25 protein-coding genes are annotated in these 26,426 nt (G+C 68.8%); 11 read left to right on the forward strand and 14 right to left on the reverse strand.

Annotated elements, in window-relative coordinates; all coding sequences use genetic code 11:
• Window positions 1–16 precede the first annotated feature (16 nt).
• Window positions 17–556 (forward strand): DUF1697 domain-containing protein, encoded by a 540-nt coding sequence (locus AC3ERS_RS31840; RefSeq protein WP_431971841.1) that lies wholly within the window; start codon window positions 17–19, stop codon window positions 554–556.
• A 90-nt stretch (window positions 557–646) separates the two neighbouring features.
• On the opposite strand, the gene AC3ERS_RS31845 is transcribed toward AC3ERS_RS31840, so the two are convergent.
• The 9 genes from AC3ERS_RS31845 to ctaD form a co-directional block, all read right to left on the reverse strand.
• Entirely contained in the window at window positions 647–1,855 is a 1,209-nt protein-coding gene (locus tag AC3ERS_RS31845) for a THUMP-like domain-containing protein (RefSeq protein ID WP_431971842.1), read from the reverse strand.
• Window positions 1,855–2,832: a class I SAM-dependent methyltransferase gene (locus AC3ERS_RS31850; protein ID WP_431971843.1), complete on the reverse strand. Its 978-nt coding sequence runs from the start codon at window positions 2,830–2,832 to the stop codon at window positions 1,855–1,857. Before AC3ERS_RS31850 ends, AC3ERS_RS31845 begins: the two co-directional genes overlap by 1 nt.
• A gap of 180 nt (window positions 2,833–3,012) precedes the next feature.
• Window positions 3,013–3,789 (reverse strand): enoyl-CoA hydratase-related protein, encoded by a 777-nt coding sequence (locus tag AC3ERS_RS31855; protein WP_431971844.1) that lies wholly within the window; start codon window positions 3,787–3,789, stop codon window positions 3,013–3,015.
• Window positions 3,790–3,919: 130 nt separating this feature from the next.
• A complete protein-coding gene (locus AC3ERS_RS31860; RefSeq protein ID WP_431971941.1) occupies window positions 3,920–4,687 on the reverse strand; it encodes an NUDIX hydrolase in 768 nt (255 codons plus the stop codon).
• Between the two features lie 124 nt (window positions 4,688–4,811).
• Window positions 4,812–5,645: an ABC transporter ATP-binding protein gene (locus AC3ERS_RS31865; protein WP_431971942.1), complete on the reverse strand. Its 834-nt coding sequence runs from the start codon at window positions 5,643–5,645 to the stop codon at window positions 4,812–4,814.
• A 350-nt stretch (window positions 5,646–5,995) separates the two neighbouring features.
• Window positions 5,996–6,772 (reverse strand): aminoacyl-tRNA hydrolase, encoded by a 777-nt coding sequence (locus AC3ERS_RS31870; RefSeq protein WP_431971845.1) that lies wholly within the window; start codon window positions 6,770–6,772, stop codon window positions 5,996–5,998.
• On the reverse strand, window positions 6,773–7,243 hold the full coding sequence (locus AC3ERS_RS31875) for a protease inhibitor I42 family protein (protein ID WP_431971846.1): 471 nt from the start codon (window positions 7,241–7,243) through the stop codon (window positions 6,773–6,775). It lies immediately after the preceding gene.
• Window positions 7,244–7,425: 182 nt separating this feature from the next.
• Window positions 7,426–8,661: a phosphoserine phosphatase SerB gene (gene serB / locus AC3ERS_RS31880; RefSeq protein ID WP_431971847.1), complete on the reverse strand. Its 1,236-nt coding sequence runs from the start codon at window positions 8,659–8,661 to the stop codon at window positions 7,426–7,428.
• A gap of 177 nt (window positions 8,662–8,838) precedes the next feature.
• A complete protein-coding gene (ctaD, locus tag AC3ERS_RS31885; protein WP_431971848.1) occupies window positions 8,839–10,581 on the reverse strand; it encodes an aa3-type cytochrome oxidase subunit I in 1,743 nt (580 codons plus the stop codon).
• A 273-nt stretch (window positions 10,582–10,854) separates the two neighbouring features.
• On the opposite strand from ctaD, the gene AC3ERS_RS31890 reads away from it, so the two are divergent.
• Complete coding sequence (locus tag AC3ERS_RS31890) at window positions 10,855–11,652, forward strand: VOC family protein (RefSeq protein ID WP_431971849.1); 798 nt, start codon at window positions 10,855–10,857, stop codon at window positions 11,650–11,652.
• Window positions 11,653–11,731: 79 nt separating this feature from the next.
• Entirely contained in the window at window positions 11,732–12,799 is a 1,068-nt protein-coding gene (locus tag AC3ERS_RS31895) for an ABC transporter substrate-binding protein (protein ID WP_431971850.1), read from the forward strand.
• Between the two features lie 76 nt (window positions 12,800–12,875).
• Here AC3ERS_RS31895 and AC3ERS_RS31900 read toward each other — a convergent pair whose 3' ends face one another.
• The gene (locus tag AC3ERS_RS31900; protein ID WP_435593139.1) at window positions 12,876–13,871 is read right to left on the reverse strand and encodes a hypothetical protein; all 996 of its coding nucleotides are present in this window, start codon (window positions 13,869–13,871) and stop codon (window positions 12,876–12,878) included.
• Between the two features lie 314 nt (window positions 13,872–14,185).
• On the opposite strand from AC3ERS_RS31900, the gene AC3ERS_RS31905 reads away from it, so the two are divergent.
• Entirely contained in the window at window positions 14,186–15,022 is an 837-nt protein-coding gene (locus AC3ERS_RS31905) for a dioxygenase family protein (protein ID WP_431971943.1), read from the forward strand.
• Window positions 15,023–15,089: 67 nt separating this feature from the next.
• On the opposite strand, the gene nrdF is transcribed toward AC3ERS_RS31905, so the two are convergent.
• Complete coding sequence (nrdF, locus tag AC3ERS_RS31910) at window positions 15,090–16,052, reverse strand: class 1b ribonucleoside-diphosphate reductase subunit beta (protein ID WP_431971852.1); 963 nt, start codon at window positions 16,050–16,052, stop codon at window positions 15,090–15,092.
• Window positions 16,053–16,677: 625 nt separating this feature from the next.
• On the opposite strand from nrdF, the gene AC3ERS_RS31915 reads away from it, so the two are divergent.
• The 3 genes from AC3ERS_RS31915 to AC3ERS_RS31925 all read left to right on the forward strand — a co-directional run bounded on the left by AC3ERS_RS31915 (window position 16,678) and on the right by AC3ERS_RS31925 (window position 20,030).
• Complete coding sequence (locus AC3ERS_RS31915; RefSeq protein ID WP_431971853.1) at window positions 16,678–17,499, forward strand: hypothetical protein; 822 nt, start codon at window positions 16,678–16,680, stop codon at window positions 17,497–17,499.
• A gap of 174 nt (window positions 17,500–17,673) precedes the next feature.
• Window positions 17,674–18,714, forward strand: coding sequence for a hypothetical protein (locus AC3ERS_RS31920; protein ID WP_431971854.1), 1,041 nt, complete (start codon window positions 17,674–17,676; stop codon window positions 18,712–18,714).
• Window positions 18,715–19,049: 335 nt separating this feature from the next.
• Window positions 19,050–20,030: a hypothetical protein gene (locus AC3ERS_RS31925; protein ID WP_431971855.1), complete on the forward strand. Its 981-nt coding sequence runs from the start codon at window positions 19,050–19,052 to the stop codon at window positions 20,028–20,030.
• Window positions 20,031–20,130: 100 nt separating this feature from the next.
• Here AC3ERS_RS31925 and mgtE read toward each other — a convergent pair whose 3' ends face one another.
• The 3 genes from mgtE to AC3ERS_RS31940 all read right to left on the reverse strand — a co-directional run bounded on the left by mgtE (window position 20,131) and on the right by AC3ERS_RS31940 (window position 22,656).
• On the reverse strand, window positions 20,131–21,495 hold the full coding sequence (gene mgtE, locus AC3ERS_RS31930) for a magnesium transporter (RefSeq protein ID WP_431971856.1): 1,365 nt from the start codon (window positions 21,493–21,495) through the stop codon (window positions 20,131–20,133).
• Window positions 21,496–21,855: 360 nt separating this feature from the next.
• Window positions 21,856–22,374, reverse strand: a complete 519-nt coding sequence (locus AC3ERS_RS31935) for a hypothetical protein (RefSeq protein ID WP_431971857.1) — start codon at window positions 22,372–22,374, stop codon at window positions 21,856–21,858.
• 66 nt (window positions 22,375–22,440) lie between these two features.
• Window positions 22,441–22,656, reverse strand: a complete 216-nt coding sequence (locus AC3ERS_RS31940) for a type II toxin-antitoxin system VapB family antitoxin (RefSeq protein WP_431971858.1) — start codon at window positions 22,654–22,656, stop codon at window positions 22,441–22,443.
• 181 nt (window positions 22,657–22,837) lie between these two features.
• Between AC3ERS_RS31940 and AC3ERS_RS31945 the strand changes: the two genes are divergently transcribed.
• The 4 genes from AC3ERS_RS31945 to AC3ERS_RS31960 all read left to right on the forward strand — a co-directional run bounded on the left by AC3ERS_RS31945 (window position 22,838) and on the right by AC3ERS_RS31960 (window position 26,241).
• Complete coding sequence (locus AC3ERS_RS31945) at window positions 22,838–23,620, forward strand: response regulator (protein ID WP_431971859.1); 783 nt, start codon at window positions 22,838–22,840, stop codon at window positions 23,618–23,620.
• Window positions 23,621–23,700: 80 nt separating this feature from the next.
• The gene (locus AC3ERS_RS31950; RefSeq protein ID WP_431971860.1) at window positions 23,701–24,159 is read left to right on the forward strand and encodes a hypothetical protein; all 459 of its coding nucleotides are present in this window, start codon (window positions 23,701–23,703) and stop codon (window positions 24,157–24,159) included.
• A gap of 483 nt (window positions 24,160–24,642) precedes the next feature.
• Complete coding sequence (locus AC3ERS_RS31955; protein WP_431971861.1) at window positions 24,643–25,107, forward strand: RDD family protein; 465 nt, start codon at window positions 24,643–24,645, stop codon at window positions 25,105–25,107.
• Window positions 25,108–25,248: 141 nt separating this feature from the next.
• Window positions 25,249–26,241 carry an LLM class F420-dependent oxidoreductase gene (locus AC3ERS_RS31960; protein WP_431971862.1) on the forward strand — a complete coding sequence of 331 codons (993 nt, stop codon included), beginning with the start codon at window positions 25,249–25,251 and terminating at the stop codon, window positions 26,239–26,241.
• Window positions 26,242–26,426 lie beyond the last annotated feature (185 nt).

A 26,426-nucleotide genomic window follows, 5' to 3' on the forward strand; every position in this document is an offset into this window, starting at 1 on the left:
GAGTACGGTCGTCGGCATGAACAGGTACGCGGCGCTGCTGCGCGGGATCATGCCGACCAACCCGAACATGCGCAACGAGAAGTTGCGCGCGGTGTTCGAGGGGCTCGGGTTCGAGAAGGTGGCGACCATCCTGTCCAGCGGCAACGTGGTGTTTCGCTGCACCGACACCGATGCGGCTGCCTTGGAGGACCGGATCCAGGAGGCGCTGAACCGGGAGCTGGGGATTCCGGGCGGCACCATCGTGCGCAGCTACGAGGAGCTGCGCGAGCTGCTGGATCGCGATCCGTTCGAGGGGCTCACCCACGAGCGCGGCTCCTACCTCACGGTGACCTTCTTCAAAGACCAGAGCCCGGAGGTCGAGCACCCGGACACCGGCGACGAGTTGACCCGGATCATCGGCTACGACCCGGAGGCCCGCGCCTTCCTCACCGTCATCGACAACAGCACGCCGAAGACGCCGGACTTCATGGCCTGGCTGGACAAGACCTACGGCAAGGACATCACCACCCGCACCTGGCTGACGGTGCAGCGGGTCGTGAAGAAACTGGAGTCCTAGGCCCGGACCGCGCTCACGCCTGCACCTCGCTAGCGCTCGGCTCCGGCATGCGCGACGCGCGCTGCCACATGGTTCACTCACTTCGTTCGCTCACGACGCGGCGTGCGCGGTACACAGGAACACCGTCGCGGTGCGGCCGATGCGGGTGATCACCAGGGTGTAGGGCACGCTGCCTTTGAGCTTCAGTCGTTTGCGCAGCGCGTCCGGGTCGACGTCCACGCCGCGCACCAGAATCTCCAGCGCTCCGCACTCGCGGCGCGCCAGCTCCTGGCGCAGTGTCTTCTCACGCAGCTCGAGCCGGTCCTCGATACGGAAGCCGCGCAGGCCCTCGGGCACCGCGTCGCCCGTGAGGTAGGCGATGTGCGGATCCAGTTGCCACAGGGCGTGTCTCGCGGCGTAGTGCCGGACCAGTCCGGCCCGCACGATCGCGCCGTCGGGATCGATGATCCACTCGCCGGGCGGCCGCTCGGGCAGTTCGTCCGGCTCGGCGTCGGTGAGCACCTCCGGATCGCGGCGCGAACTCAGCACCGTGGCGCGGCGGGCGACACCGGCTTCGGTCAGGCCCGCCGACCACAGGCACGCCTCGCGCACCGCGCCGTCGAGCGAGACGACCTCGATCTCGCCTCGCCAGTCCAGCCGGTCGAAATCCAGTCCGGGCGCGCACTTCACGGCGATGTCGCGGCCCGCGTACGCGTCGAGCAGATCGGGCAGCGGAGGTTGCAGCTTGGCCGGATCGTGGGTACGGCGGCCGTCCGCGCGGCGGGCCGGATCGGCGATGATCACCGTGCCGGTGCTGCTGGGCACGACGGCATCGGCCTTGGCCAGCAGCACATTTCGCTGCCCGGCCCGATCGGCGCCGGACAGCGGCGCCCAGCGGGAGCCGAGATTGTGCGCGGCGATCGCCAACCGCACCTCGTCGAGGTCGCTGCCGACGACGGCGGGACACACCTCGGCCAGTTCGACGAGTTCGGCGCCGATGGAACAGGTGACATCGTGCACGGCACGGCCGGCCAGCCGGGCCGCCCGGTGGCGGGCGACCGGCGTCGGCGTCGCCTGCTGGAGCGCGTCGTCGGTGAAGAGCCAGTCCCCCGCGCCGTGCAGTTTGGCGGCGGCCTTGCGCCGCAGCCGCACGGTTTCCACGAGCGCGGCGGCGTGTTCGCCGTGATCGCGACGCACCCGCTCGAGATCGCGCAGGTGCGTCGCGGGGGTCAGCTCCAGCCGCTCCACCTCGGCCAGCGCGGCATGCCCTGCCGCGCCGGCGAGGAAGGCGATGTCCGCGCGGCCGAAGCGGTAGCCCACTACTTGGCGGACGCGTCCGGCTTCACGCCGGTGATCATGGCGTTGTAGAAGAACTGGCGCGGCACCACGCGGCGCATGATGTTCTCGTCCACCCAGCTCAGTCCGAGCCACGCCCGGTACATCGCCATCCGGTAGCCCATGCTGAGCTTCTCGGCGGGCACGGCCGCCTCGAAGGTGCGCACCGGCCAGCCCCACAGCGCGGCGGCGAATTCCTCGGTGCTCGCCTTGACCTCGACGGCGCCCGCGGACCGCGCCATCGCCTCGAGATCGCGCGGATCGAAGGTGTGCAGGTCGACGACCGCCTCCAGCGCCGCGGCGCGCGAGGACTCGTCGAGCTCCTCCTGCGGACGACGCCAGCCCGCCAGCACGGGCAGCTTCGTGACGGTGGTGGTGGCCTTCCAGGTGATGCGGCCGAGCCAGCGGGCGTAGAAGTTGCCCGCGGTGGTCGGCTCGCCCGCGAAGACGAAGCGACCGCCCGGCTTGAGCACGCGCAGGCACTCCTTGAGCGCCAGCTCCACATCCGGGATGTGGTGCAGCACCGCGTGACCGACGACGAGATCGAAGGTGTCGTCGTCGTAGGGGATGGTCTCCGCGTCGGCGACGCGGCCGTCCACGTCCAGACCCAGGTTCTCGGCGTTGCGCAGCGCGACCTTCACCATGCCCGGCGAGAGGTCGGTGACCGAACCGGACTTGGCGACGCCGCCCTGCATCAGGTTCAGCAGGAAGAAGCCGGTACCGCAACCGAGCTCGAGCGCCTTCTCGTAGGGCAGCGGCGCGGGGCCGACCGCGGCGTCGAAGCGGCCGCGGGCGTAGTCGATGCAACGCTCGTCATAGGAGATGGACCATTTGTCGTCGTAGGTCTCGGCCTCCCAGTCGTGGTAGAGCACCTGGGCGAGCTTCGTATCCTTGAGCGCTGCTTCGACCTCGGCCTCGGTGGCGTGCGGGTTCGGCGCGGGGTCGTCGGGACGTACCGTCATGGTCGCCTAGCCTACATAAATCCCCAGATGAAGCCCGCTGTCGGCCCGGGCATTCTGCGACCCTCTGGACGGATGGCCAGATGAGAACATGTTCCCATCAGGGCAATCTCCTGGCACACCCCGAGCAGACCGGACGGTCTGCGTGCGGGCGACCGCCCGCACAGCCTTGTCCGGAGGAATTCAGCGCCCGACGAAAGCCGCGGATCCCGGCCCGTCCGCGACGTAGGATTCCGTCCCGATCCGGCGATCCTCGGTGCCGAACAGCCCGGCCCACTCGCCGCGCGCGCGATCCAGGCCGTGCGGGCCCGCCTCGAACACCGCCTTGGCGGCGGCCAGCGCGCGTCCCGGTCCGTCGGTGAAGCGTCCGGCCCAGCGCAGCGCGGCGGCGAAGACGTCGTCCGGCGCGACGACCTCGTCGACCAGACCGAGCGCCAGCGCCTCGTCCGGCTCCACGAAACGCCCCGTGTACACGAGGTCCTTGGCCGGGCCGGGACCGACCAGCAGCGACAGCCGCCGGATGCCCGCGAGCGGGATCAGTCCCGCGTGAATCTGCGGCAGCCCGAGCTTGACGTTGTCGCCGATGACGCGGCGATCGGCGCCGAGCGCCAGTTCCAGCCCCGCGCCGAGGCAGTACCCGCTGATCGCGGCGACGGTCGGCTGCGGAACCCTGGCCAGGCACCCCAGCGCGGCTTGCACGTCGGCGGCCATGGCCGCGGCCTGGTCGGCGTTCAGCGTGGCCAGCTCGGCCACGTCGTCACCCGCCGAGAACACCCGCTCGTCCCCGTAGACCACCAGGGCCGCGACGCCGGAATGCGTCGCGACCGCCGCCGCGGCCTCGGCCACTTCCCGCACCACCTGAACGTTGATCAGGTTCATCGGCGGACGAGCGATCCGCAGGACGGCGACGCCCCGCGCGCCATCCCCTTCCGGCAGCTCCAGGGTCACGAATTCGGCCATGCCACGCACGCTACCTCCCGCCCCCGCCACGTCCCGCATCACCGATGCCGCAACAGGCCCTGACGCGCTCGCAGACCTTGTGCACGCCTCGCAGTACCTAGGGCCCCTACGAGGCGTGCGGTAGCCCTTGTCAGCGGGCCGAGCCCCGGAGCTTGGCGGTTTCGGGGAGATCGGCGAAGTAGCGGTCGTTGCCGGGGAAGCTGAGCGCCTTGGCGCCGCCTGCCTCGGTCAGCTCCGGCATGATCGGGTCGATCACCGGTTCGGCCGCGAAGATGTCCGCGGTCGAGGCGAAGCCGCTGAGGGCGTCGAGCTGAGACCAGGTCGGAGGGAGCAGGATGTCGGCGCCCGCACGCCAGCGGTCGAGTGCCTCGGCCGGGGTACTCCACTGCACTTCGGCGGCCTCGGAGGTCGCGCCGTCGGCCAGCTGGCCCTGCGGCAGGACCGCGACGAAGAAGTGGGTGTCGTAGCGGCGCGGCTCGACTACCGGAGTGATCCAATTCGCCCAGGGGCGAAGCAGGTCGGCGCGCAGCACCAGCTTCTCCTCGGCCAGGAAGGCGGCCAGGGACAGTTCGCGGCGCTCCAGCCTGCTGCGGGCTTCGCGGTACGGGGTGGTGTCGTCGACGACGGTGTCGGCCGTCGGACCCGCCAGCAGCACGCCGCATTCCTCGAATGTCTCCCGCACCGCCGCGCACACCAGCGCCTTGGCGCGCGATTCGGTGGCCGCGAAACGCTCGGCCCACCAGGCGGGATCCGGGCCCGCCCAGTCGATCTCGATGGTGCTGTCGGCGGGATCGACGCCGCCGCCGGGGAACACCGTCATGCCCGCGGCGAAGGCCATCGCCCCGACCCGTCGTTGCAGGAACACCTCGGGACCGTTCACCCCGTCGCGCACCAGCATCACCGTGGACGCGTCCTTGATGGGCGGGGGATCCTGCGGCCGATCACCGGGCGACGTCGTTGTCTCACTCACACCTGCACCATAACCGGCGCCGCCGGAGCCCGCCGCAGGCCGCGGCCACTCGCTACCGGGACCGGTGCTGGCCCGCTCGCCGCGCACGTCGCGCGAAGTAGCGGCCGTCGACGCGGTCCAGCGCGATGGACTGGCGGAAGGCGTCGCTCAGGTGCTCCGAGGTGAGCACATCGGTCAGCAGACCCTGGGCGACCACCTCGCCCTCGTTGAGCAGCAGGCCGTGGGTGAAACCGGGCGGGATCTCCTCCACGTGGTGGGTCACCAGCACCATCGCCGGTGCCTCGGGATCGGCCGCCAGATCGCCGAGTCGCTCGACCAGTTCCTCGCGACCGCCGAGGTCCAGGCCCGCCGCCGGTTCGTCGAGCAGCAGCAGCTCCGGATCGGTCATCAGGGCGCGGGCGATCAGCACCCGCTTGCGCTCGCCCTCGGACAGGGTGCCGTAGGTGCGGTCGGAAAGGTGTTCGGCGCCAAGGCTTTCCAGCATGTCGATGGCCCGGTCGGTGTCGACGTCGTCGTAGCGTTCGCGCCAGCGGCCGAGCACGGCGTATCCCGCGGACACCACGAGATCGCTGACCTTCTCGTCCAGCGGCACACGACTGGCCAGCGCCGCGGACGAGAGGCCGATGCGTGGCCGCAGCTCGTTCATGTCGACCTTGCCGATCACCTCGCCGAGCAGGTGGGCGATTCCGGAGGTCGGGTGCATTTCGGCGGCGGCCATGCGCAGCAGGGAGGTCTTGCCCGCGCCGTTCGGGCCGAGCACGACCCAGCGTTCGTCGAGCTCGACCTGCCAGGTGACCGGACCGACTAGGGTGTGCCCCGAGCGTCGGACGGTCACGTCGGTGAAATCAATGAGCAGATCGGGATCCGGTTGCGGCACGCGCTCCATCTTGGCCCACACGCGCCGGGTTTGCCCGACCGGCCCACATCGGTCGCGCCGAACGGGCCATCCGCCCGGCCAGCCGGCCGACGACGGTTCGCCGCCTGGCCCGTGCGGGACGCGGTCGAGCCGACGGCGGGCCATCGATCGGGCGGAACATTCTGGCGACGATCAGCGCCAGCGGCAGCGAAAGAAGCACCCATCCGGCGAGAATCAGCAGCAGCGTCGTCATGACATCCTCCGGAGACGGCGGGGCCGAAGCCCCGTTCCGTCACTGATACCCAAATACCCCTCGGCCACACCTGGGTGCGGTGCAGCCCGTCGGCCGTGCGCCGGTTCCGGCCTTTCCCGGACGCGGCTCACCAGGACTCGGGCGGCACGGCGATCACCGTCAGCGAACCTGGAGCAATCTCGGTGAAACCGGCATCGCGCACCGCCACCGCGCTGCCCGCCGCCACCCGATCGGTGTACGCCCGCCACTGCGCCGGGTCGGCTTCGCGTACCGCGCAATGAAATTCGCGGCGCGACCAGCGGTAGGCGTCCTCGGGACGCAGCGCGGCCGCGAGCAGCATGCTGGCGTGGCCGACCTGCGCCGCGCTCTTGCCGAGCGTCATACCGAGCGCCGAATTCACCCACAGAACAGGCAGATTCGGGTCCGGCGGACCGGGATCGTCGTGCTCGAGATCGGTGCCGCCGATCTGGAGCTTCTTGATTCGCGGGTCCACCTCGCCGACCGCGCTCGGCACGAACGCACGCGCCTGCGCGCCGCCGATCTCCACGGTGACGCCGTCGACCTCGCCCGCCGCCAGCCACTGGGCGCCGCGAGCGCGCCGCGCCACCTTGCGAATCCGGGAGCGCTTCCACGCGAGATACCGTTGCGCCCAGGGCCCTTCCGGGCCGACCCGCTCGTCCAGGCACAGCGCGACCGCCGAAGCCGCCGCGGCGGCGAGCAACGCGCTGCGCGGCGGCGGATCCGCCTTCGGCAGGTGCAGCACCATCTGCATGGCCTGGACCTGGCCGGGGTCGTCGGGATCGCCCGCGCCACCGTAACCGAGCGCGAGTTCCGCGTGCCGGATGCGGAATCCCTCCTCCCCCGTGGACAATTCGTCCACGGTACCGCTGTCCGGACTGCTCATTCACTTCACCTCGACCCTCAACGTGAACTTCTGCGCGGGCTCGACGCCGTGCTCCCACGGGCGCGCGTACTCCAGTGCAAGCTCGGTGACGCCCGGGGCATTCCCGACGAACGTCCACACCGCGGTGCCGCCGGAGCCGGGCGCGATCGGACGGTCGGCATCCGGCCGGTAATCCGGCTCGCCCGCCTGCCGGAGCACATTCTGGTCCAGTGCGGCGAGCCGCCAGCCGTACCCGGTCGACGGGTTGGCGGCCAGCGTCACGATCAATTGCCTGCCGACGCGGAGCGAGCGCTGCTGTCCGCTGTCGGCCTCGGTCACGTCCATGGCATCTCCCGAAGGCTCGACGTTTCCGGACGGTTCGGCGCGGGTGGACACGGTGGATGTCGCCGGTGCGTGCCCGTCGTGGCCGTCGTCGGTTCCGCACGCGGTGAGCGCGACGCCGAGCAGCAGCACAACCAGGGACTTCCGCACCGCATCCTCCGATCACCGAATGATCAATCCGCGACCAGCCTAATGAACACGGCCGCACCCGGTCCGTCGATCGCCCGCGCACAGCCGGAGCGAAGGCAGATGAACGCCGCCGGACGCGTTCGCGCACGACCGAGGCGACACCGCCTCGGTCCCGGCAGGCGAAATACGTTGCGCCGCGCGAACTACTGGATCAGCGGCACCCGGCGCATCAACCCGTCGCGCGCGTCGGCGGCCTCCACCTCATGGCGGGTGACGCCGAGGATGAACAGCACCGCGTCCAGGTAGGGGTGCGACAGCGCCGCGTCGGCAACCTCGCGCAGCGCGGGCTTGGCGTTGAAGGCGACGCCGAGCCCGGCGGCGTTGAGCATGTCGATGTCGTTGGCGCCGTCGCCGACCGCGACGGTCTGTTCCATCGGCACCCCGGCCTCGGCGGCGAACTTGCGCAGCGCGGTCGCCTTGGCGGCGCGGTCGACGATGTCGCCGACCACGCGGCCGGTCAGCTTGCCGTCCTTGATCTCCAGCGTGTTCGCCTGCACGAAGTCGAGTTCGAGCTCGTGCGCGAGCGGCTCGATGACCTGGCGGAACCCACCGGACACCACACCGCAGCGGAAGCCGATGCGGCGCAGCGTGCGGATTGTGGTGCGCGCGCCAGGGGTCAGCTCGATCCGGTCGGCGACCTCCTCGATGACCGATTCGTCCAGCCCCTCCAGGGTCGCGACGCGCTGGCGCAGCGATTCGGCGAAGTCGATCTCGCCGCGCATGGCCGCCTCGGTGACCTGGCGGACCTGCTCCTCGACGCCCGCGTGCGCGGCGAGCATCTCGATGACCTCGCCCTGGATCAGGGTCGAGTCGACGTCGAACACGATGAGCCGCTTGGCCCGCCGCGCCAGCCCGGCCCGCTCCACCGCCACGTCGACCTCTTCGGCGACCGCCACCTCGGCCAGCGCCGTGCGCAGCCTGGAGTCGGTGTCCGCGCCCGTGTCGGTCGCGGAGACCAGCAGCTCCATGCCGGTGACCGGGTAGTCGGCGATGCCGCGGATGGTGTCGATGTTCGCGCCGAGCGCGGCGAGCTGACGCGAGACCGCGCTGAACGCCCGCGCGGTCACCGGCGCGCCGAGGATGACCACCGCGTGCGTGGACATCGGTGCCCGCCCGATCGCGGCGCCCACCTCCACGTCGACGTTCATGCCGACGGTGTTCATCGCCTCCTCGAGCTCCTCTTGCAGCTCTTCGGGATCGTTCGGGCAGGTGACCAGGACACCGAGGGTGAGCCGGCCGCGGATGACGACCTGCTCCACATCCAGCAGGCTCACCTGGTGCCGCGACATCGCCGCGAGCAGCACGGACGTCACACCGGGCCGGTCGGGTCCGGTGACAGTGACAAGAACGGTGGTGTCGGCCAAGTCGATGCGCTCCATGTCTGTGTTCGATTGGCGGCGTCGCCCCTGGGCTCTACCGTATCGCCGCTGAAGCACAGCTACGGCAAACAGCAACGTACACAATGGGGCCACGATGTGGGGCCGTCGACGCCGCACTACCCAGGGCAAACGCGCGTGCACCCGCTGATTGTCAGCGGGTGCACACTCGTCGAGTTTCTAGTGCTTGACCAGCTCGCCCTCGTGGACGGCGGTGGCGTGCTTGCCGGAACCCCAGCCCACGTGCGCCTCGGCGCGCATGCGATCGATCATGTGCGGGTAGTGCAGCTCGAACGCGGGGCGCTCGGACCGGATGCGCGGCAGCTCGTAGAAGTTGTGCCGCGGCGGCGGGCAGGTGGTGGCCCACTCCAGCGAGTTGCCGTAGCCCCACGGGTCGTCCACCGTCACGACCTCGCCGTAGCGGTAGCTCTTGAAGACGTTCCAGAGGAACGGCAGCATCGAGGCGCCGAGGACGAACGCGCCGATGGTCGAGATGGTGTTCAGCGCGGTGAAACCGTCCGTGGGCAGGTAGTCGGCGTAGCGGCGGGGCATGCCCTCGTTGCCGAGCCAGTGCTGCACAAGGAAGGTGGTGTGGAAGCCGACGAAGGTCGCCCAGAAGTGCCACTTGGCCAGGCGCTCGTCCACCATGCGGCCGGTGATCTTCGGGAACCAGAAGTAGATGCCCGCGAAGGTGGCGAACACGATGGTGCCGAAGAGCACGTAGTGGAAGTGGGCCACCACGAAGTAGGTGTCGGACACGTGGAAGTCCATGGGCGGCGAGGCCAGGATGACACCGGACAGACCACCGAAGAGGAAGGTCACGAGGAAGCCGATCGACCACAGCATCGGCGACTCGAAGGTCAGCTGACCGCGCCACATCGTGCCGATCCAGTTGAAGAACTTCACGCCGGTCGGCACCGCGATGAGGAAGGTCATGAACGAGAAGTACGGCAGCAGCACGGCGCCGGTCGCGTACATGTGGTGCGCCCACACCGCGATGGAGAGCGCGGCGATGCCGAGGGTCGCGTACACCAGCGTGGTGTAACCGAAGATCGGCTTGCGGCTGAACACCGGGAAGATCTCCGAGACGATGCCGAAGAACGGCAGCGCGATGATGTAGACCTCGGGGTGCCCGAAGAACCAGAACAGGTGCTGGTAGAGCAGGATGCCGCCGGTGGCCGGGTCGTAGATGTGGCCGCCCAGGTGGCGGTCGTAGGCCAGGCCGAACAGCGCAGCGGTGAGCAGCGGGAAGGCGAGCAGGACCAGGACGCTGGTGACGGCGATGTTCCAGGTGAAGATCGGCATCCGGAACATGGTCATACCGGGCGCGCGCAGGCAGACGACGGTGGTCAGCATGTTCACGCCACCGAGGATCGTGCCCAGACCCGAGACCGCGAGGCCGAGGATCCACAGGTCGGTGCCGACGCCGGGCGAGTGCAGGATGTCGGTCAGCGGGACGTACGCGGTCCAGCCGAAGTCGGCCGCGCCACCCGGGGTGATGAAGCCCGCGGTCGCCATCGAGCCGCCGAACAGGTACAGCCAGTAGCTGAAGGCGTTCAGGCGCGGGAAGGCGACGTCAGGGGCGCCGATCTGCAGCGGCAGGACGATGTTGGCGAAGCCGAACACGATCGCGGTCGCGTAGAACAGCAGCATGATCGTGCCGTGCATGGTGAACAGCTGGTTGAACTGTTCCGGGGAGAGGAACTGCAGGCCGGGGCGCGCCAGCTCGGCACGCATGAGCAGCGCCATCAGACCGCCGACCATGAAGAAGCTGATCGCCGTCACCAGGTACATGGTGCCGAGCACCTTGGGGTCCGTGGTGGTGACCATCTTGTAGAGGAAAGAACCCTTGGGTCCGGTCCGGGCCGGATACGGTCGAGTCGCTTCCAACTGAGGGACTGGTCTGGGCTCTACCGCAGTCACTGATCCTCCTGAAGATGCCTTTAGGTCGCTCCGCGAGCTCCGCTGCTCGCCTTCGATCCCGTTCCCGAGACAGCGGACAGTTCGCTTGCGCTCCTGAGATCGTAAACGGTGCCGTCACGGCCGACAGCACGGGTCCTACTCTGCGTCGTATTTCGTTGGTCACCGGTCATCCGCAGTACACCGCGGGACCCCCGTGGCGTGCGCCGATGAGTTCTCGGCGCGACCGCCGTCTCTATCGATGACAACCGTTCGTCACCTGCGAGGAGACCGCTCATGACCACCCCGAAGCCGGGCGACCCCGTCTGGGTCGACCTCTACACCGCCGATCCCGAGCGCAGCATCGCCTTCTACGGCGACCTGTTCGGCTGGACCGCCGACCGCGCGGGCGCGGAATTCGGCGGCTACCTCACCTTCCGCAAGGACGGCAAGGCCGTCGCGGGCGGGATGGGCAGGATGGACGACGGCGACACCGGGCCGGATCGGTGGACCGTCTACCTGTCCGCACCGGACGCCCGGGCCACCGCCGCGGCCGCGACCGCGCACGGCGGTTCCGTGATCGTGGAGCCGATGGACGTGGGCGACCTCGGCACGATGGCGGTGCTCGGCGATCCGGACGGCGCCGGCGTCGGCGTCTGGCAGACCGGCACCTTCGGCGGCGTCGAGACCGAGGCCATCGTCGAGGGCGGCCGGTGGCGCAATCACGCGGGCGCGCCGTCCTGGTTCGAGCTGCACACCAGGGCGTACCAGGCGTCCCTGACGTTCTACCGCGAGGTGTTCGGCTGGTCCGACACCTTCGAGATGCCCGGCGCACCCGATTTCCGCTACACCACCATCCACTCGACCAGCCCGATGCTCGGCGGCGTGATGGACGCCTCGGACTTCCTGCCGCCGGGCGCACCCGCAGGCTGGACGGTGTATTTCGGCGCCGACGACGTGGACAAGACGGTCGCCCAGGTGGTCGCGCTCGGCGGCAAGGTCGTCTCGCCCGCCCAGGACACCCCGTACGGGCGGATGGCCACCGTCGCCGATCCGACCGGCGCGGTCTTCCATCTCGGCGGCGACGCCGCCTGAGGTAGCGGCTTCGTGCGCCGAGGTGCGGGCCGCCACCCGCGCCTCGGCCGCGTCTCCGGACGCCTGTACCCTCTCCGGCATGCCGGTGAGCGCCCTCGTTCGCACCCGAAACCGCACTGTCGCCACCCGTTACGGCACGGCCGCCGTCGCGGCCCTCTGCGCCGCCGCGCTGGTCGGCTGCGGTAACCAGACCGACGACGCGAGTTCGATCATCCGCACCACCACCAATATCGCGGGCGCCGGCGTGGTCGGCTTGGAGCGCGACACGACGAAGGCCTGCGCGCTGCCCAGCGCACCCGATCAGCCCTCGGGCACCCGCAGCGTCACCCACGCCGCCGGAGTCTCCGAGGTGCCCGCCGATCCGCAACGCATCGTCGTGCTGACGACCTCCGCGCTCGACGCCACCTGCGCGCTCGGTCTGTGGGAGCGCGTCGTCGGCGCGGTGACCGTGGCGGGCGAGCGCCCGCAACCCGAGTTCCTCGGCACCGGCGTGCTGAAGGTCCCGAGCATCGGCACCGCCGCGGCGCCCGATCTCGCCAAGATCGCGGAACTGCGTCCCGACGTCATCATCGGCGAACAGCCTTCGGGCGCGGCCACTTTCGACGCACTGCGGGCCATCGCGCCGACGGTGCTGGTCGGCGCTCCGACCAGCTGGCAGGCCGAGTTCGGCGCCTTCGCCGAGGGTCTGGACCGGCGCGGCGCGGCGACCACCGCGCTGGACAACTACCGCACCGAGGCCGCCGACATCGGCACCGCGATCGCCGCCAACCAGAGTCAGGCGTCGGTCGTCCGCTTCACCGGTGATGCCGTGCAGGTTCAGGGCGCCGACAGCTTCGCGGGCCAGGTCCTGGCCGACCTGGGCGTGCGGCGGCCGACGGCCCAGCGCGTCGCGTCTTTCGACGTCGCCCCCGGCGAACTCGGCACCAAGGTCGAAGGCGACATCGTCTACGTCGTCCTGGCCGGTGAATCGGGCAAGGCGCAGGCCGAGAAGGTGATGCGCGGCGACGAGTGGAAGGAACTCGGCGCCGCCGGCGACCGCCGCGTCTTCGCGGTCGACGACAGCGTCTGGCACGGCGACGGACTCACCGCGGCCCGCGCGCTCATGACCGATCTCCAGAAGACGCTCAACGGGTACGTCACCGACTGACGGCTCGTCCGTTCCCTGAATCACTGCCGATTTCGCTTGGCGCGGTGCATCTTCAGGCAGCCCGGCACGAGGCCCCTCAATCGAACAGCGACAAGACCGCCTCGCCGACCGCGGCGATGACCTCCTGATCCGAACCTTCGATCGTGACGGTCGGCGTCCACGTCTCGTCCGGAAATTGCGGATCGGCGAGCGACGGCAAATCCACGGGCGCGCCGAGCGGCAGATAGTAGGTGTGCTGACCGCCGCTCTCCGACCGATATCCCGTACGGTTCGCGACGGTGACCAGCGGATAGTTCGATCGATAGCCATTCCCGCTCGGATCGGGAACCGGCGGGACATCAGCAGGCGGACGCCCGGTGTCGTATTCGTACCCGACCGCGATCCGCTCGCCTCGGTACCGGAACCCGCACCGCTCTGGTCTCGACCACGAACCTTTCCGCCCGATTCCCAGTTCGGCGAGCACCGCGCAGGGATCCGCGCCGGTCAGCGGCGTACGCACCGTATCGGGCGAATCACCTTGGCGCGGATGGCGTTCCCACTCTCGCAACACGATCTCCGCGGCCCGGTCGGCCACCGAGCACGCGTCGATCCCCTTCGCGGAGTCCACCCGCAGGGCCACGGAACCGCCGGGCGGTAGCTCCACCTGCAGCGCGCAGTACCGGTAAGAACTGCGCTCGATCTCTTCGGGCGTGCTGTTGTCCACGTCGGACACCATCCAGGCGCGCGCCGCACCGATCCTGCGGTCGTGCCCGCCACCGCCTTCGTTGGGCGGCGATGAGACCAACACCCACCCGAGGTCGACGTGCCCTTCGGTGCGGGTCGCAATGCGCGCGTAGCAAGCCTGGATGCCGTTCGTGCCCACCACCCGGACCGGTCCGAACTGTTCGAGATTCGGCCGCGGTATCAGCGCACAGACGTCCACCACCCGCAGCGCCGCGGCGATTTCCCATTGCGGGTCGTCTTCGGGATACATCTGCGCGTCCAGATCCGGAATCAATTCCGGCATACCGTTATCCCCGCATCCGACGGCGCACACCAGCAATACCGCGACCAACGCCAACCATCGGCGCATCCGACACTCCCCCTCCGTGGACCAACGGAAAGAATAGAGCCAATAGTCTTTTCGCGCGGATCCGATGTCCTGAAGGAAGAACGGGACAGGCCGACAAGCTGAGAATCCTTCATCGAGCGACAAGCCCAGCACCGCCCGTGACAGCGCAACCTCTCCGCGCACCCCTCACAGCGAACTCCCAGCGATGTCCCAGATCGGTCCGAGCGCCGCCCCTTACCGTCGCTGTCGACGCGAAACGAACAGAGGAGAACGCGGTGGGTAGGAATGGCGAGGCGCACGAGCACGATCTCGGTCTGGCGCACGACCTGCGGGTCATGTCGCGGCGGCGGGCGCTGGTCTTTCTCGGAATCGCCGGGGCGGCGACGGCCGCGAGCGGGTGCGCGACGGCGACGCGGACGGGCTCGTCGAGCGCCGAGACCTCCGCCGCGACAACCGCCGACGCGGTGAGCGCGGCACCTCAGGAAACGGCCGGACCGTATCCGGGCGACGGCTCCAACGGACCCAACGTCCTCATCGAGTCCGGCGTGGTCCGCTCCGACATCACCACCAGTTTCGGCTCGTATTCCGGTGTCGCGGAGGGCGTTCCGATGACGCTCGAGCTGTCGCTGCGCGACCTCACGAAGGACGGCGCCGCGGGCTCCGGCATGGCCGTCTACGTCTGGCACTGCGATCGCGCCGGGAACTACTCGCTCTACAGCCCGGGCGTCACCGACCAGAACTACCTGCGTGGCGTCCAGGTCGCCGATGCGACCGGCACGGTCACCTTCACCTCGATCTTCCCGGCCTGCTATTCGGGCCGCTGGCCGCACATCCATTTCGAGGTGTTCGACTCGCTGGAGACCGCCGTCGCGGGTAGCGACGCCCGCCTCACCTCGCAGATCGCGCTTCCCGAGGACACGTGCGACGCCGTCTTCGCGCACGACTCCGGCTACGCTCAGAGCGTGCGCAATCTGTCCGGCGTCACCCTCGCCTCCGACAACGTGTTCGGCGACGGCTGGGACGCCGAATTGGCCACCGTCACCGGAACGCCCTCCTCGGGCCTCACGGTCACGCTCACTGTCGGAGTCGCCGCGAAATCCGAGAACCGTTCCGGCGGTGGCGGTTTCGGCACGCCGCCCGGCCGCCCGGGCGGTCCGCCGCCGGGCCGCTGAGCCGCGCGAACTCGGGGAAACGAATCGGGGCCCCGCGTCCGGCGGGGCCCCGATCAGGAGTGGCGAGTCAGAACTCCCAGTCCTCGTCCTCGGTGTTGACGGCCTTGCCGATCACGTACGACGAACCGGAGCCCGAGAAGAAGTCGTGGTTCTCGTCGGCGTTCGGGGAGAGGGCCGAGAGGATGGCCGGGTTCACCTCGGTCTCGTCCTTCGGGAACAGCCCCTCGTAGCCGAGGTTCATCAGCGCCTTGTTGGCGTTGTAGCGCAGGAACTTCTTGACGTCCTCGGTGAGGCCGACCTCGTCGTAGAGGTCCTGGGTGTATTCGACCTCGTTGTCGTAGAGCTCGAAGAGCAGCTCGAAGGTGTAGTTCTTCAGCTCCTCGCGCTCGGCCGGGGAGACCAGCTCGAGGCCCTTCTGGTACTTGTAGCCGATGTAGTAGCCGTGCACGGCTTCGTCGCGGATGATCAGGCGGATCATGTCGGCGGTGTTGGTCAGCTTGGCGCGCGAGGACCAGTGCATCGGCAGGTAGAAGCCGGAGTAGAACAGGAAGCTCTCCAGCAGGGTGGAGGCCACCTTGCGCTTCAGCGGGTCCTCGCCGTTGTAGTACCCCAGCACGATCTCGGCCTTGCGCTGCAGGTTCCGGTTCTCCTCGGACCAGCGGAAGGCCTCATCGATCTCCTTGGTGGAACACAGCGTGGAGAAGATGGAGCTGTAGCTCTTCGCGTGCACCGATTCCATGAACGCGATGTTGGTGAGCACCGCCTCCTCGTGCGGGGTCAGCGCGTCCGGGATCAGGCTCACCGCGCCGACGGTGCCCTGGATGGTGTCCAGCAGGGTCAGGCCGGTGAAGACCCGCATGGTCAGCTGCTTCTCGTCGGCGGTCAGCGTGTTCCACGAGGGGATGTCGTTGGACACCGGAACCTTCTCGGGCAGCCAGAAGTTGCCGGTCAGGCGGTCCCAGACTTCGGCATCCTTCTCGTCGGGCACCCGATTCCAGTTGATGGCCGACACCCGATCGATCAGTTTCATCCTGCCTCCACACCTTTCCCGAGCACGCTGCCGTCACGGAGTTCCTATTCTGAACACTACTCCTAGTGGATCAGAACTCCATGCAGCACAACACCTTGTGGCGCTGCGGTGCACGTCACGGACAACCGATTCGCCATGAGACCACCGCGCGCGGCACTTATTGTGCTGCACCCGCCAGCGGCCGAGTGCAGCGGTCCATCCGTAGAGCCGATCGATCGCCAGCAGTTAGCCATCGCCAGTAGTCACCGGTCGGCCGGTGCGACGAGCGCCCGTGGTCGACCCCACGGCGCCGGTTTGCCGGTATCGAGTCAGCACCGCGACCCGCCGATGCGGCCGGGATACGTCAGATCACCGACTCTGCACACCTCAAATGAAATCCGGCCGCCTCCACCTGGACCGTTTGGCCCGCACTGCACAGTCGGGCAGACTGCTGCAGCAGAAGTCGCGCACTCGGCGCGCGCCGCATAAGGGGTTCACGATGCTGCGCAGGTTCGTGACGGCCTTCGCCGCCGTCCTCGTCGTGCTCGCTGTCGCGGCCTGCCAGGACGAGCTACCGACCGTGCCCGCCGGGCCTGCCATCTCCTGGTCGACTGCTCCCACCTCCGACGAGGGGTACCTCGCGGTCATGGCCGCGGTGCGCACCATCGATCCCTGCGCCATCATCCCTCGCAAGGAGCTCACTGCGATCGGCACCGTGGTGAAGGTCGAGGCCCGCTCCACCGATACCTGCGAGGCCACGCTCGGCTCCGCCGAGTTCGGCAAGAGCACGATCTTGCGCTGGTCGCTGGGCGTCTCACGCGACCCCGTAGAAGGATCGGACACAATGGAGCCGCCGGCCCGAATCGGCCACGCGACGATGGTTGTCGACCGTGAGGCGGACGCCGCTGAGCAAGGTTCGATGACCCGGACGTGCATGGCCATAGGCCAGTTCCCTGCCACGGTCTTGCTCAATGTGAACGTGGTGACCCCCGCAGATCAGTTGCCGTGCGCGCTGGCGAAGAAAGTGATGCCGAACGCTCTCGATGCGCTACGCACCGCGCCGGCCGCGGGCACGTCGCCGGATACGCCGAAAACCGTTCTGTCCGGGGCGGATCCGTGCGAGATCCTGGATTCCCTCGGGACGACGACGCCCACATCCAAGCATTATCTGTTCGGGTGCGTATTCCAGTACAAGGGCTCCGATATCGATCTCCAGTACGCCTACGAGGGCGAACTGATCGCAACGGGCGGCACCCCCTTGGTGGAGGTGAACGGCCATCGCGGCTACGACCGGCGCAGCACCACCGAGACGTACTGGTACTCAGTGGTTGTCGGCCCCGCGTTCGGCACGGCGGATCCGAAGACGACAATGGGCCGCCAGCTGCCGGTGGCAAGACTGATGGGCCGCGATCCCGAGGTCCTACAGGAGGTCCTGCGGCACGTCGCCGAACTGTTCCCGGCGAGCTGAATCGAAGGGGTCCGCCACGATGCGCAAGTTCGCGCTGGTCGCGGCTACTGTCACCGTCGCGGCGATCTCGGCGGGATGTCTGGAGGAAATGCCTGCCAAGCCCTCGTGATCGGCTCGCATCGTGTCAGCGGCGGCGGCAGTGAACGTGCCCCCGTTGCGGAATTGTCAGGACGCATGCCGCACGGCAGACTGCTGCACCAGAAGACGCGCGCGCTGCGCGCCACACAAGGGGGGTTCACCGTGTTGCGCAAATTCGCGACAGTCGCCGCGGCCGCTGTCGCCCTGCTGAGTGTCACATCCTGTCAGGATGACCTACCGCCCGCGCCTGCCGGTTCCACTGGATACTGGTCCACCGCCCCGCAGACCGACGAGCAGCGTTGGGAACTGCTGAGCAAGGTTCGTGCGATCGACCCGTGCGCACTCGCCCCGCGCACCGAACTGGCCGAGATCGGCACCGTGAACTGGGTGGATGTACGCATGCCCAACTGGTGCGAAGCGCGAATGGGCCCGACCGAATCCGGCAAGGGAACCGCGCTGAGCTGGTCGTTGTCCGTCGCCACGCGCGGTATCCCACAGCCGGAGCGGGGTCGCACAACGAAGATCGGCGCTGTCACGGTCGGCACGGTGAGCGATCTCGACACCAACCCAGCACTCGAGGGCAAGCTGGTCGAGCGCAATTGCACCGCGACCGCGAGCTTCCCTTCGACCGCGGCCGTGATGATTTTCGCCACGACCCCGGTCGGCACCGAACCGTGCCCGGTCGCCGAGGCGGTCCTGCCGACCATCCTCGCCCAGCTCGACAAGGAACCCGCGCACGGCGCCTCGCCCGACACCCCGCGCACCGTCCTGCTCGGCAACGATCCCTGCGCGGTCGCGAAGGACCTCGGCGTAACTCCGGCGGTAGCCGACCAGCGCGACTGGAAGTGTTCCTTCCCGTACCACGGCGACACGATCGAGGTCCGGTACACCTATGACAAGGAGCGACTGATCGTGGAGGGCGAACCGATCTTCACCGTCAATGGGCATCCCGGATACGGCGATCCGAGCGCCGACGAGTTTCATTCGTACAACGCGATCGTGGGACCGCCGCTGCCGTCGTCCAGACCCGAGTCCTCCCTGGGACCGAAGCTCCCGATCGTCAACGTATTCGGCCGAGACGAGGCCGTGGTGGACGAGGTCCTGCGCCGGGCGACCGCGCTGTTCCCCGCCGCCTGACCGAATATCCACCCGACCGCGCACAACGCAATCCTCGTTGTGCGAGACGGATCGCCGGATCGATTGTCGCCGCCGTGACCGGCCCGCCGGACCGACGACGACATCTTTTCAGGCCGCCCGTCCCTGCGGTCAGAGTGCCGAGCCGCGGGGACGACGCGCTGGAAGAAGTGCTGCGGCAGGCGCCGGTAGTCCTGCCATTAGCGGCGGCCCCGCCCGTACCGGAGCGCGCCTGCCCCGTTTTGCGGACCAGCGACGCTACGGGCACACTCGGCGGCGATAGTTCGCGGAAGTAGATCGTTCCGCGCCAATCCGATCCATGCGACGAAGGGGAATCGATGCTGCGTCGACTGCTGCTGGCGGCCGCGCTCGTTCTGACCACCGCGGGCTGTCAGGACGCACCGGCGTCGGATTCGACGTCGACCACGGACACCGCGACGGGCGGATTCTGGTCCGCCGCGCCGCAGACCGACGCACAGCGGCTCGAGATGCTGCGCAGGGCGCGCAATATCGACCCCTGCGCACTGCTACCGAATCAGAAACTGCGCGAGGTCGGTTCGGTGGTATCCGTGGACAATACGCAGCCGTCCACCTGCAAGGCGATCATCGGTTCGGCCGAGCCTGGCAAGGGAACGACCCTGGTGTCGCATGTGGTGGCGCCGCCGGCGAGCATGCCGTGGGAGGACAGGGACGCGACGATCGAACGGGTGGGTGACGTCACCGTCTCGCTGTTGGACGACCGGAAGGTGATGACCGACGAGCAGTTCCGCGAGCAGGGCCATCACACCTGCTACGCCGAAGCGCGCTTCCCCGCCGCCGCCGAATTCTGGCTCGACGTCCAGAGCCCGATCGGCGGCGACCCGTGCGCCGTGGCCCGTTCGCTGGTGCGAACGGCGTTGACGGAGTGGCGGATCGAGCCGCCGCATGGCACCTCTCCCGTGACGGCCCGCAGCATCCTCACCGGACTCGACCCCTGCGCGGTGGCGCCCACTCTCGGCATCTCCGTGCCCGCGGGTGAACAGCAGCTGCACAAGTGCGAGTTCAGCTTTCGCGGCAGCAACGTCGTGATCAACTACGAGTACCAGGACGGAGACCCGGCGGGACCGGGCGAGCCGGCGTTCACGGTCGGCCCCCGGCCCGTGCACCAGGTCGCCGCCGCGGCCGGTGACTCGCGGGTGTACTCCGCACCGGTCGGTCCCCCGCTTCGCCCCGCCGTGACCGGTCAGGCGCTGCCGACCCGGATCCCCGTCGTCTCGGCGGTGGGCAAGCGCGACGCCGTGGAAGAGGTCATGCGCAAGCTGCTGCCGATGCTGCCCTGATCCGTGGCCGGGGCCTCGGCCCCTCGAGCCCCTGATCCGCTCGCTTCCCGGGTGTCGGCGCGCAGCCGATCCCGGAAAGCTTGCGGCGGAACCGAATTCCTCAGATCCCCAGGACCAGCTTCGCGGTCGTGAAGTAGATGATCAGCCCGGTGGCGTCCACCAGCGTCGTCACCATCGGCGCCGACACCACCGCCGGGTCGATGCGCAGCTTCTTGGCGAGCAGCGGCATGGTGCCGCCGATGGTCGCCGCCCACCCGCAGATCAGCACCAGGGTGATCGCGACCACCACCGCGATGCGCGGGCCGACGAACACCGCGCCGATCACCAATCCCGCACTGGCCAAAAGGGATCCGAGCACCAACCCGACCCGGCATTCGCGCCAGATCACCTTGAACAGGTCCGAGACGCGCACCTCGCCCACGGCGAGCGCGCGCACACAGGCGGTGGCCGCTTGCGCACCGGCGTTGCCGCCCGCGCCGATCAGCAGCGGGATGAACAGCGCGAGGTGCGCGGCCTGCTGCAGGGTGCCTTCGAAGAAATCGGTGACGCTCACCGTGAGCGTCGCCGCGAAGAGCAGCAGCATCAGCCACAGCGCGCGGTAGCGGGCCAGCTGGAAGACCCCGGCCGCCATGTAGTGGCCTTCCCACGGCGCGGAACCGGCCTGGCGGGCGACGTCCTCGCTGTCGGCGGCCTCGATGACCTCGACCGCGTCATCGATGGTGAGCAAGCCGACGAGGCGGTCCTCGCTGTCCACCACAGGGAGGTTGATGTCGTTGGTCTCGCGCATCAACCGGGCGGCCTTCTCCGCGGAGTCGGTGGCGCGGGCGAACGCGGGCTCGGTGACGACCAGCTCGGACACCATGGTGTCCGGCCCGGCCAGGACCAGTTCGCGCAGTTCGACGACGCCGGTGAGCCTGCGGCCCGAGTCGACGACGGGCAGTGTGTACACGGTCTCCGCACTCGAGCCCTTGGCGCGCACCATGGCCAGCGCCGCCGCGACGGTCAGGTCGCGCGGCAGCGCGACCACCTCGGGCGTCATGTACTGACCCGCGGAGCCCTCGGGATAGCCGAGCAGGGCGGCGGTCATCCGGCGCTCGCGCGGGCTCAGTCCGGCCAGCACCTTCTTGGCGACCTTGGCGGGCGCTTCGCGCAGCATGCGCGCGCGGTCGTCCGGGGCCATGCCCTCGACCAGCTCGCGGAAGCTCTGGTCGCGCAGGCCCTGCAGGATCTGCTGCTGGTCGACCGGATCGAGCTCCTCGAATACGGCCAGCGCCAGATCCTTGTCCAGCAGCCGGAATGCCATGCCCGCTTGGACGGCGTCCATTCGGGCGAGCTGGTCGGCGATGAAGTGTGGCGGGTGGTTGTCGAGCCAGTCGAGCGCGGCGTCGACACGGTACTCGGCGACGAAGTCCGGCAGGGACTCGGACGGCGCCGGGCGTGCTTCGATCAGATCGGTCTGCGACATGGGAGGTCCTCAGCACAGCGTGGGGTGAAAAATGCACGAAGTTTCACACCGCGAGGCGCCCACCCGGGCGACGCAGACCTACCAGGTATGCGAAGGGGCGGCGCCGCGCGGCCTTCGACTGGGAGGTTCACTGCGCATGGCAACCCACCTCCTGATCGTTCCCGCCGCGACCGACCGGTCGCGCGCCGTCTACCTGGTCAACAGAATTCGGACGCGAATGCGTCCTCGTGAAGGATACATGTTTCAACCCCAGGTTTCACGGCGAGCGGCGTGTCGTCACCGTTCCGCGGGTCGCGGCGTGAGTGAACGCAGCGAGCGAACCATGTACCAGCGCGCATCGGCGCACGCCGGAGCCGAGCGCTAGCGAGGTGGAGGCGTGAGCGACGCCACCACAGCGAGTTCCGTTTCCGGCCAAGACGGGACGTGCTCTACCCACTCCGGGACCGGTTCGGCCTGGAGGCCGAAAAGGTACAAATACGGCACCAGACCGCGTAGTGCCCGGTGCACGTCCAGGCGATCGTCGATCATGTGCGTGATGCCGAGTTCGGCGCAGTGCACCGCCTTGTCGGCCCGCGCCCGGCAGAACCGGAGGTTGTCGCGCGGCACACCGGTCCGCTCGTAGAAGTCGTGGCGATCGAGCCACTGCCTGGTGCGCTGCTCCACGCGCGGGCCGCATTTGGAGATGACCCAGGCGCGACCCTCGAACCGCGCGACCAAGCGCGCCAACACCTCGAAAGCGTTGGGGCTCGGCGGTGTTCGCATGGCGTCCTCGATGCCGCCGGCGAGGAAGACAGTGTCTTCGTCGCCGGAGGGCAGCGTGGCGCCCTGGATGACCCGGCCGAAGTCCACACCGAGTCGATACTGTCTTTCATCGTTCATCGCACTCAGCATGGCCGCGCCGGGGCCGCTCGGCCAGCGAATTTCGTTCCGGCTCCGCGCTTTTCCTCAACGCCACGTGGCGGTCTTGCGCCACGGATCGGGCGCCTGGTCGACCTTCTCGCGGGACCGGATCATCATCCGTTCCAGCATCGCCAGCCGCTTGCGTTGCGCGATCACCTCGTGCAGTGCCGCGTTCACCGTATCCTCGGTGCTCGTCGTTCCCAGCAGCACACCCACCACCGCCAGGGCGGCATCATCCACATCGATCGATGTCTGCGACATGCGCACCTCCCACAATCGCCCCCTCTTCGAATCGTAGGCCGAATTCCCGCACCGCGGACAGTGGTGTGCGCGTGCGCAAATCCCGACTGCGGTTGTCCGCGCGCTCGGGGGCGCCCTATAGTCAGGCCAGTTTCTGACGAAACATGCTGTGTCCGTGCGAGACACGCCGCTAGGGGGAGTTGTGAGCGAGACGATCGATGCTGTCGCGGCGCTGCTGTGGCCGTTGCTGGCGGTGGCCGCGCTGGTGATGTTTCGCGGGCCGCTGGCGCGGGTGATCCGTTCGGCGGAGCGCAGGCCGTTCACCTTGCGCATCGGCGGGCAGGAGCTGGATATGAAGCAGGTCAGCGAGCAGCAGGAGACCATGATCGAGGATCTGCAGATCCAGGTCCGCAGGCTCCGCGAACAGGTCGATCAGCTCACTGCCGAACGCGCGCTCGTCCCTGACACAGGCCAGGTCCGCAGCCTGCCCGCCGCCGAGGACGATCACCGATCCGAAGCCACGGCGTACGCGGGCAGCTCCCAGGACCGCGGCCCCGCATTCGGCTCGGCCCCGTCGCCCGGTTCCCTTCCGGAATCGCCTGCCGCAAGCGCGATCCTGTGGGTCGACGACCACCCCTCGAACAACGCGTTTCTCATCGACCGCTTGGAACGCAACGGAATTCGCGTTGACACCGCTCTCACCACCGCGGCCGCCACCGACCTGCTCGCCACCCGCCGCTACGCCGCGATCCTCACCGACATGAGCCGCACCGAAGACGGAGCCTCCGTCCCCGACGCGGGCCTGCGCCTCACCGAAACCGCCCGCGCCCGCGGCCTCACCACCCCCATCATGATCTTCACCAGCACCCACGCCACTCACACCGACAACAGCGACCGCGCCCTCGCCGCAGGCGCCCTCACCGTCACCTCCTCCCCCACCGACCTCACCGGCGAACTCGCCACCCTCGGCCTCCTCCCCAGGTAATTCGCCAGATCGGCGAAGAACCCATACGACGCGGTCAGCCGGCGCTTGTGTCAACTTCTGAAAATATTCAGAATAGTTCCATGGTGACCGAGGTGCAGTGGAGCGAGCTACAACGCGACCCGAAGCAAGTGGCGCAACTCGCCGATCGAGGCGCCGTGCGTGTCCGCCGCCGCGACGGCGCGCCGCTCTTGCTGATCCGCGAGGACCGCGCACAGTCGGAGTCGGAGGGCTCGATCACAGCAGCTCGCGCCCTGCGCAACGTGCTGGTCCACCTCCCCCACGATGTCGCCGCCCGAGCTCTTGTCGACGAGTTTCCGTGGGTGGACGTGCTGCCCGAAGAGGCGCAAGCCCGTTTCGTCGCCGATTTCGCGCGCGCCTTCCAGGCCTCGGCCGAACTCGGCGAGTGGTCCGTGCTGGAGCGAACTGTGCACGAATGGCGCAGCACCGCAGCGGTTTACGCCGACCCCTCGCTCGCCCGCGAGCTGTCCGGACCACTGGACGACGATTTCGGCCCAGTGTCCGAACCAATGGGGGAATGAATGGCGCCGAAAAGGGTGACCGAGTCGCGCCGCCCGCACGACCCGGGATGTGGGAGGCGCGGTTCGCTACGTCGGAGGCGGCCAAGGGATAAGAAGACCTCTGCCGCACAGCGCAATCCGACACGTGGGAGGCGTGGATCGTCCTCACGGAACGGCCGCTGGCACCGGAGAACCCGGCCCGCCAACACCGGCTTCGCGACACCTTCCGCACGCGCGTGATCGCCGGCCGGTAGCTGGAACAGTGGCAGTACGAAGTGACCGCGGGCAGCCGGATCTGGTTCTGCCCCGACCCGGAACGTCGAGTCGTCTGGGTGGTGCTGGCCCGCTCGGGTCATCCCAAACAGACCGACTGACCCGATAGCAGCGCGCGGTCGACCGCACCTTCGGCTGTGACGCTGGAGAAGAGCCGGGGCGCAATTGGATTCGTGGTGCGCTAAGGATTCGGCAAGGTTTTGGGGTGGGCTCGGAGATACGTTGCCGAGTATGGACGAGAGGGTGGAGGGGCGGCGCGGGGATGGCGCTGTAGCCCGGTTCGAACGGCATCCGGATGGCACGTTGCGGTACGTGCGGCCGGAGGAGCCGAAGGAGGACGAATTTCCGATGGTGGGGAGCGGTCGGCACGAGGACGAGAAGAATGGCGTGCAGGCGGCCGTGGCCTTCGTGATCGATCTGGCATTGCACGCCGCGATCGGGGTAGGCGTCTGGTATGCGGCGAATCGGTACGGGCACGCGGAACAGGCGGTGTTCTTCGGTGTCCTGGCCGGGATCGGGTGCTCGTTCCTCCATCGCACCGTGGTGCAGCGACTCACCCGGACGACGCTCGGAAAGGCTCTGTTCGGGCTTCGTCTACGCAAGACCGACCGCTCCTACCCGACCTTGTGGGAACTCGTCCGGCAGTGGTTCCAAGGCGCCATCGCCTGCATGTTTCCCTTACAGTTCCTGGGCTGACGCGCCGGTCGAATGGCGGCGAGTATTCGGCGCGTGGCGCGTGGAATGGTTGATCTCGGTGTGCCGTCCGGGCAGGGTGGGGCGGGTTCGCGGCAGGATTGCCGGGGACAGGTCGTGCTCGGATACGCGAAGGAGAAGTCTGTGCGCTTCGGATTGTTCGTCCCGCAGGGCTGGCGGCTGGATCTGGTGGGCATCGAGCCCTCCGCGCAGTGGGAGGTGATGCGGGACCTGGCTCGACGCGCCGACGCGAACGACGCGTGGGAGTCGATCTGGGTGTACGACCACTTCCACACCGTCCCGGTGCCCACCGAAGAGGCCACGCACGAGGCGTGGACCCTGATGTCGGCGTTCGCCGCGACCACCTCGCGGGTGCGGCTCGGCCAGATGTGTACCGCGATCAGCTACCGCAATCCGGCCTACCTGGCGAAGGTCGCCGCGACCGTAGACGTGATCTCGGGCGGCCGGACCGAGATGGGCATCGGCGGCGGCTGGTACGAGCACGAGTGGCGCGCCTACGGCTACGGCTTCCCCTCCGCCGGCGCGCGCCTGGGCCGTCTCGACGAGGGCGTGCAGATCTTCCGGCAGGCGTGGACCGAGGGCAAAGCCACGCTGGACGGCAAGCACTACCAGGTCGACGGCGCGATCGTCCGCCCGCTGCCGTTGCAGGAGGGCGGGATTCCGCTGTGGATCGCGGGCGGCGGTGAACAGAAGACCCTGCGCATCGCGGCGAAGTACGCCAACTACACCAACTTCACCGGCAACTTCGACGAGTTCGCGCGCAAGTCGGAAATCCTGCGCGGGCACTGCGCCGAGGTGGGCACCGATTTCGACGCCATCGTCCGCTCCTCGAACTTCAACGTCGCGATCGGCGCCACCGAGGCCGAGGTCGAGGACCGCCTGGCCGCCCTGCGTGACCGGCTGACCCCCTTCGTCGGCGCCGAGCAGGCCGCCAAGCAGGTCGACGACCTGTTCCGCGGCACCGCCGCCGTCGGCACCCCCGAGCAGATCGTCGAAAACCTGTCCAAGGTCCGCGATCTCGGCCTCGGCTACACGATCCTCAACTTCCCCGAGGCCGCCTACGACACCTCCGGCATCGAACTCTTCGAACGCGAGGTCATCCCCGCCCTGTCCTGATCAGCCGCTACCGAGCCGATCGGCAGCGAGCCTGCCGATCGGCCGGAGCGGCGGCGAACCCGGCCCAGCATCCGAAACACCCGAACCAACGGCGACTCCACCACCGCGGAGCGAGCCCTACAAGCGACATTCGCGGCCCAGTGCGTTCGAAACGCTCACACCGAACCGCCAACCCCCACACTCAT

Source organism: Nocardia sp. bgisy134 (genome assembly GCF_057708325.1).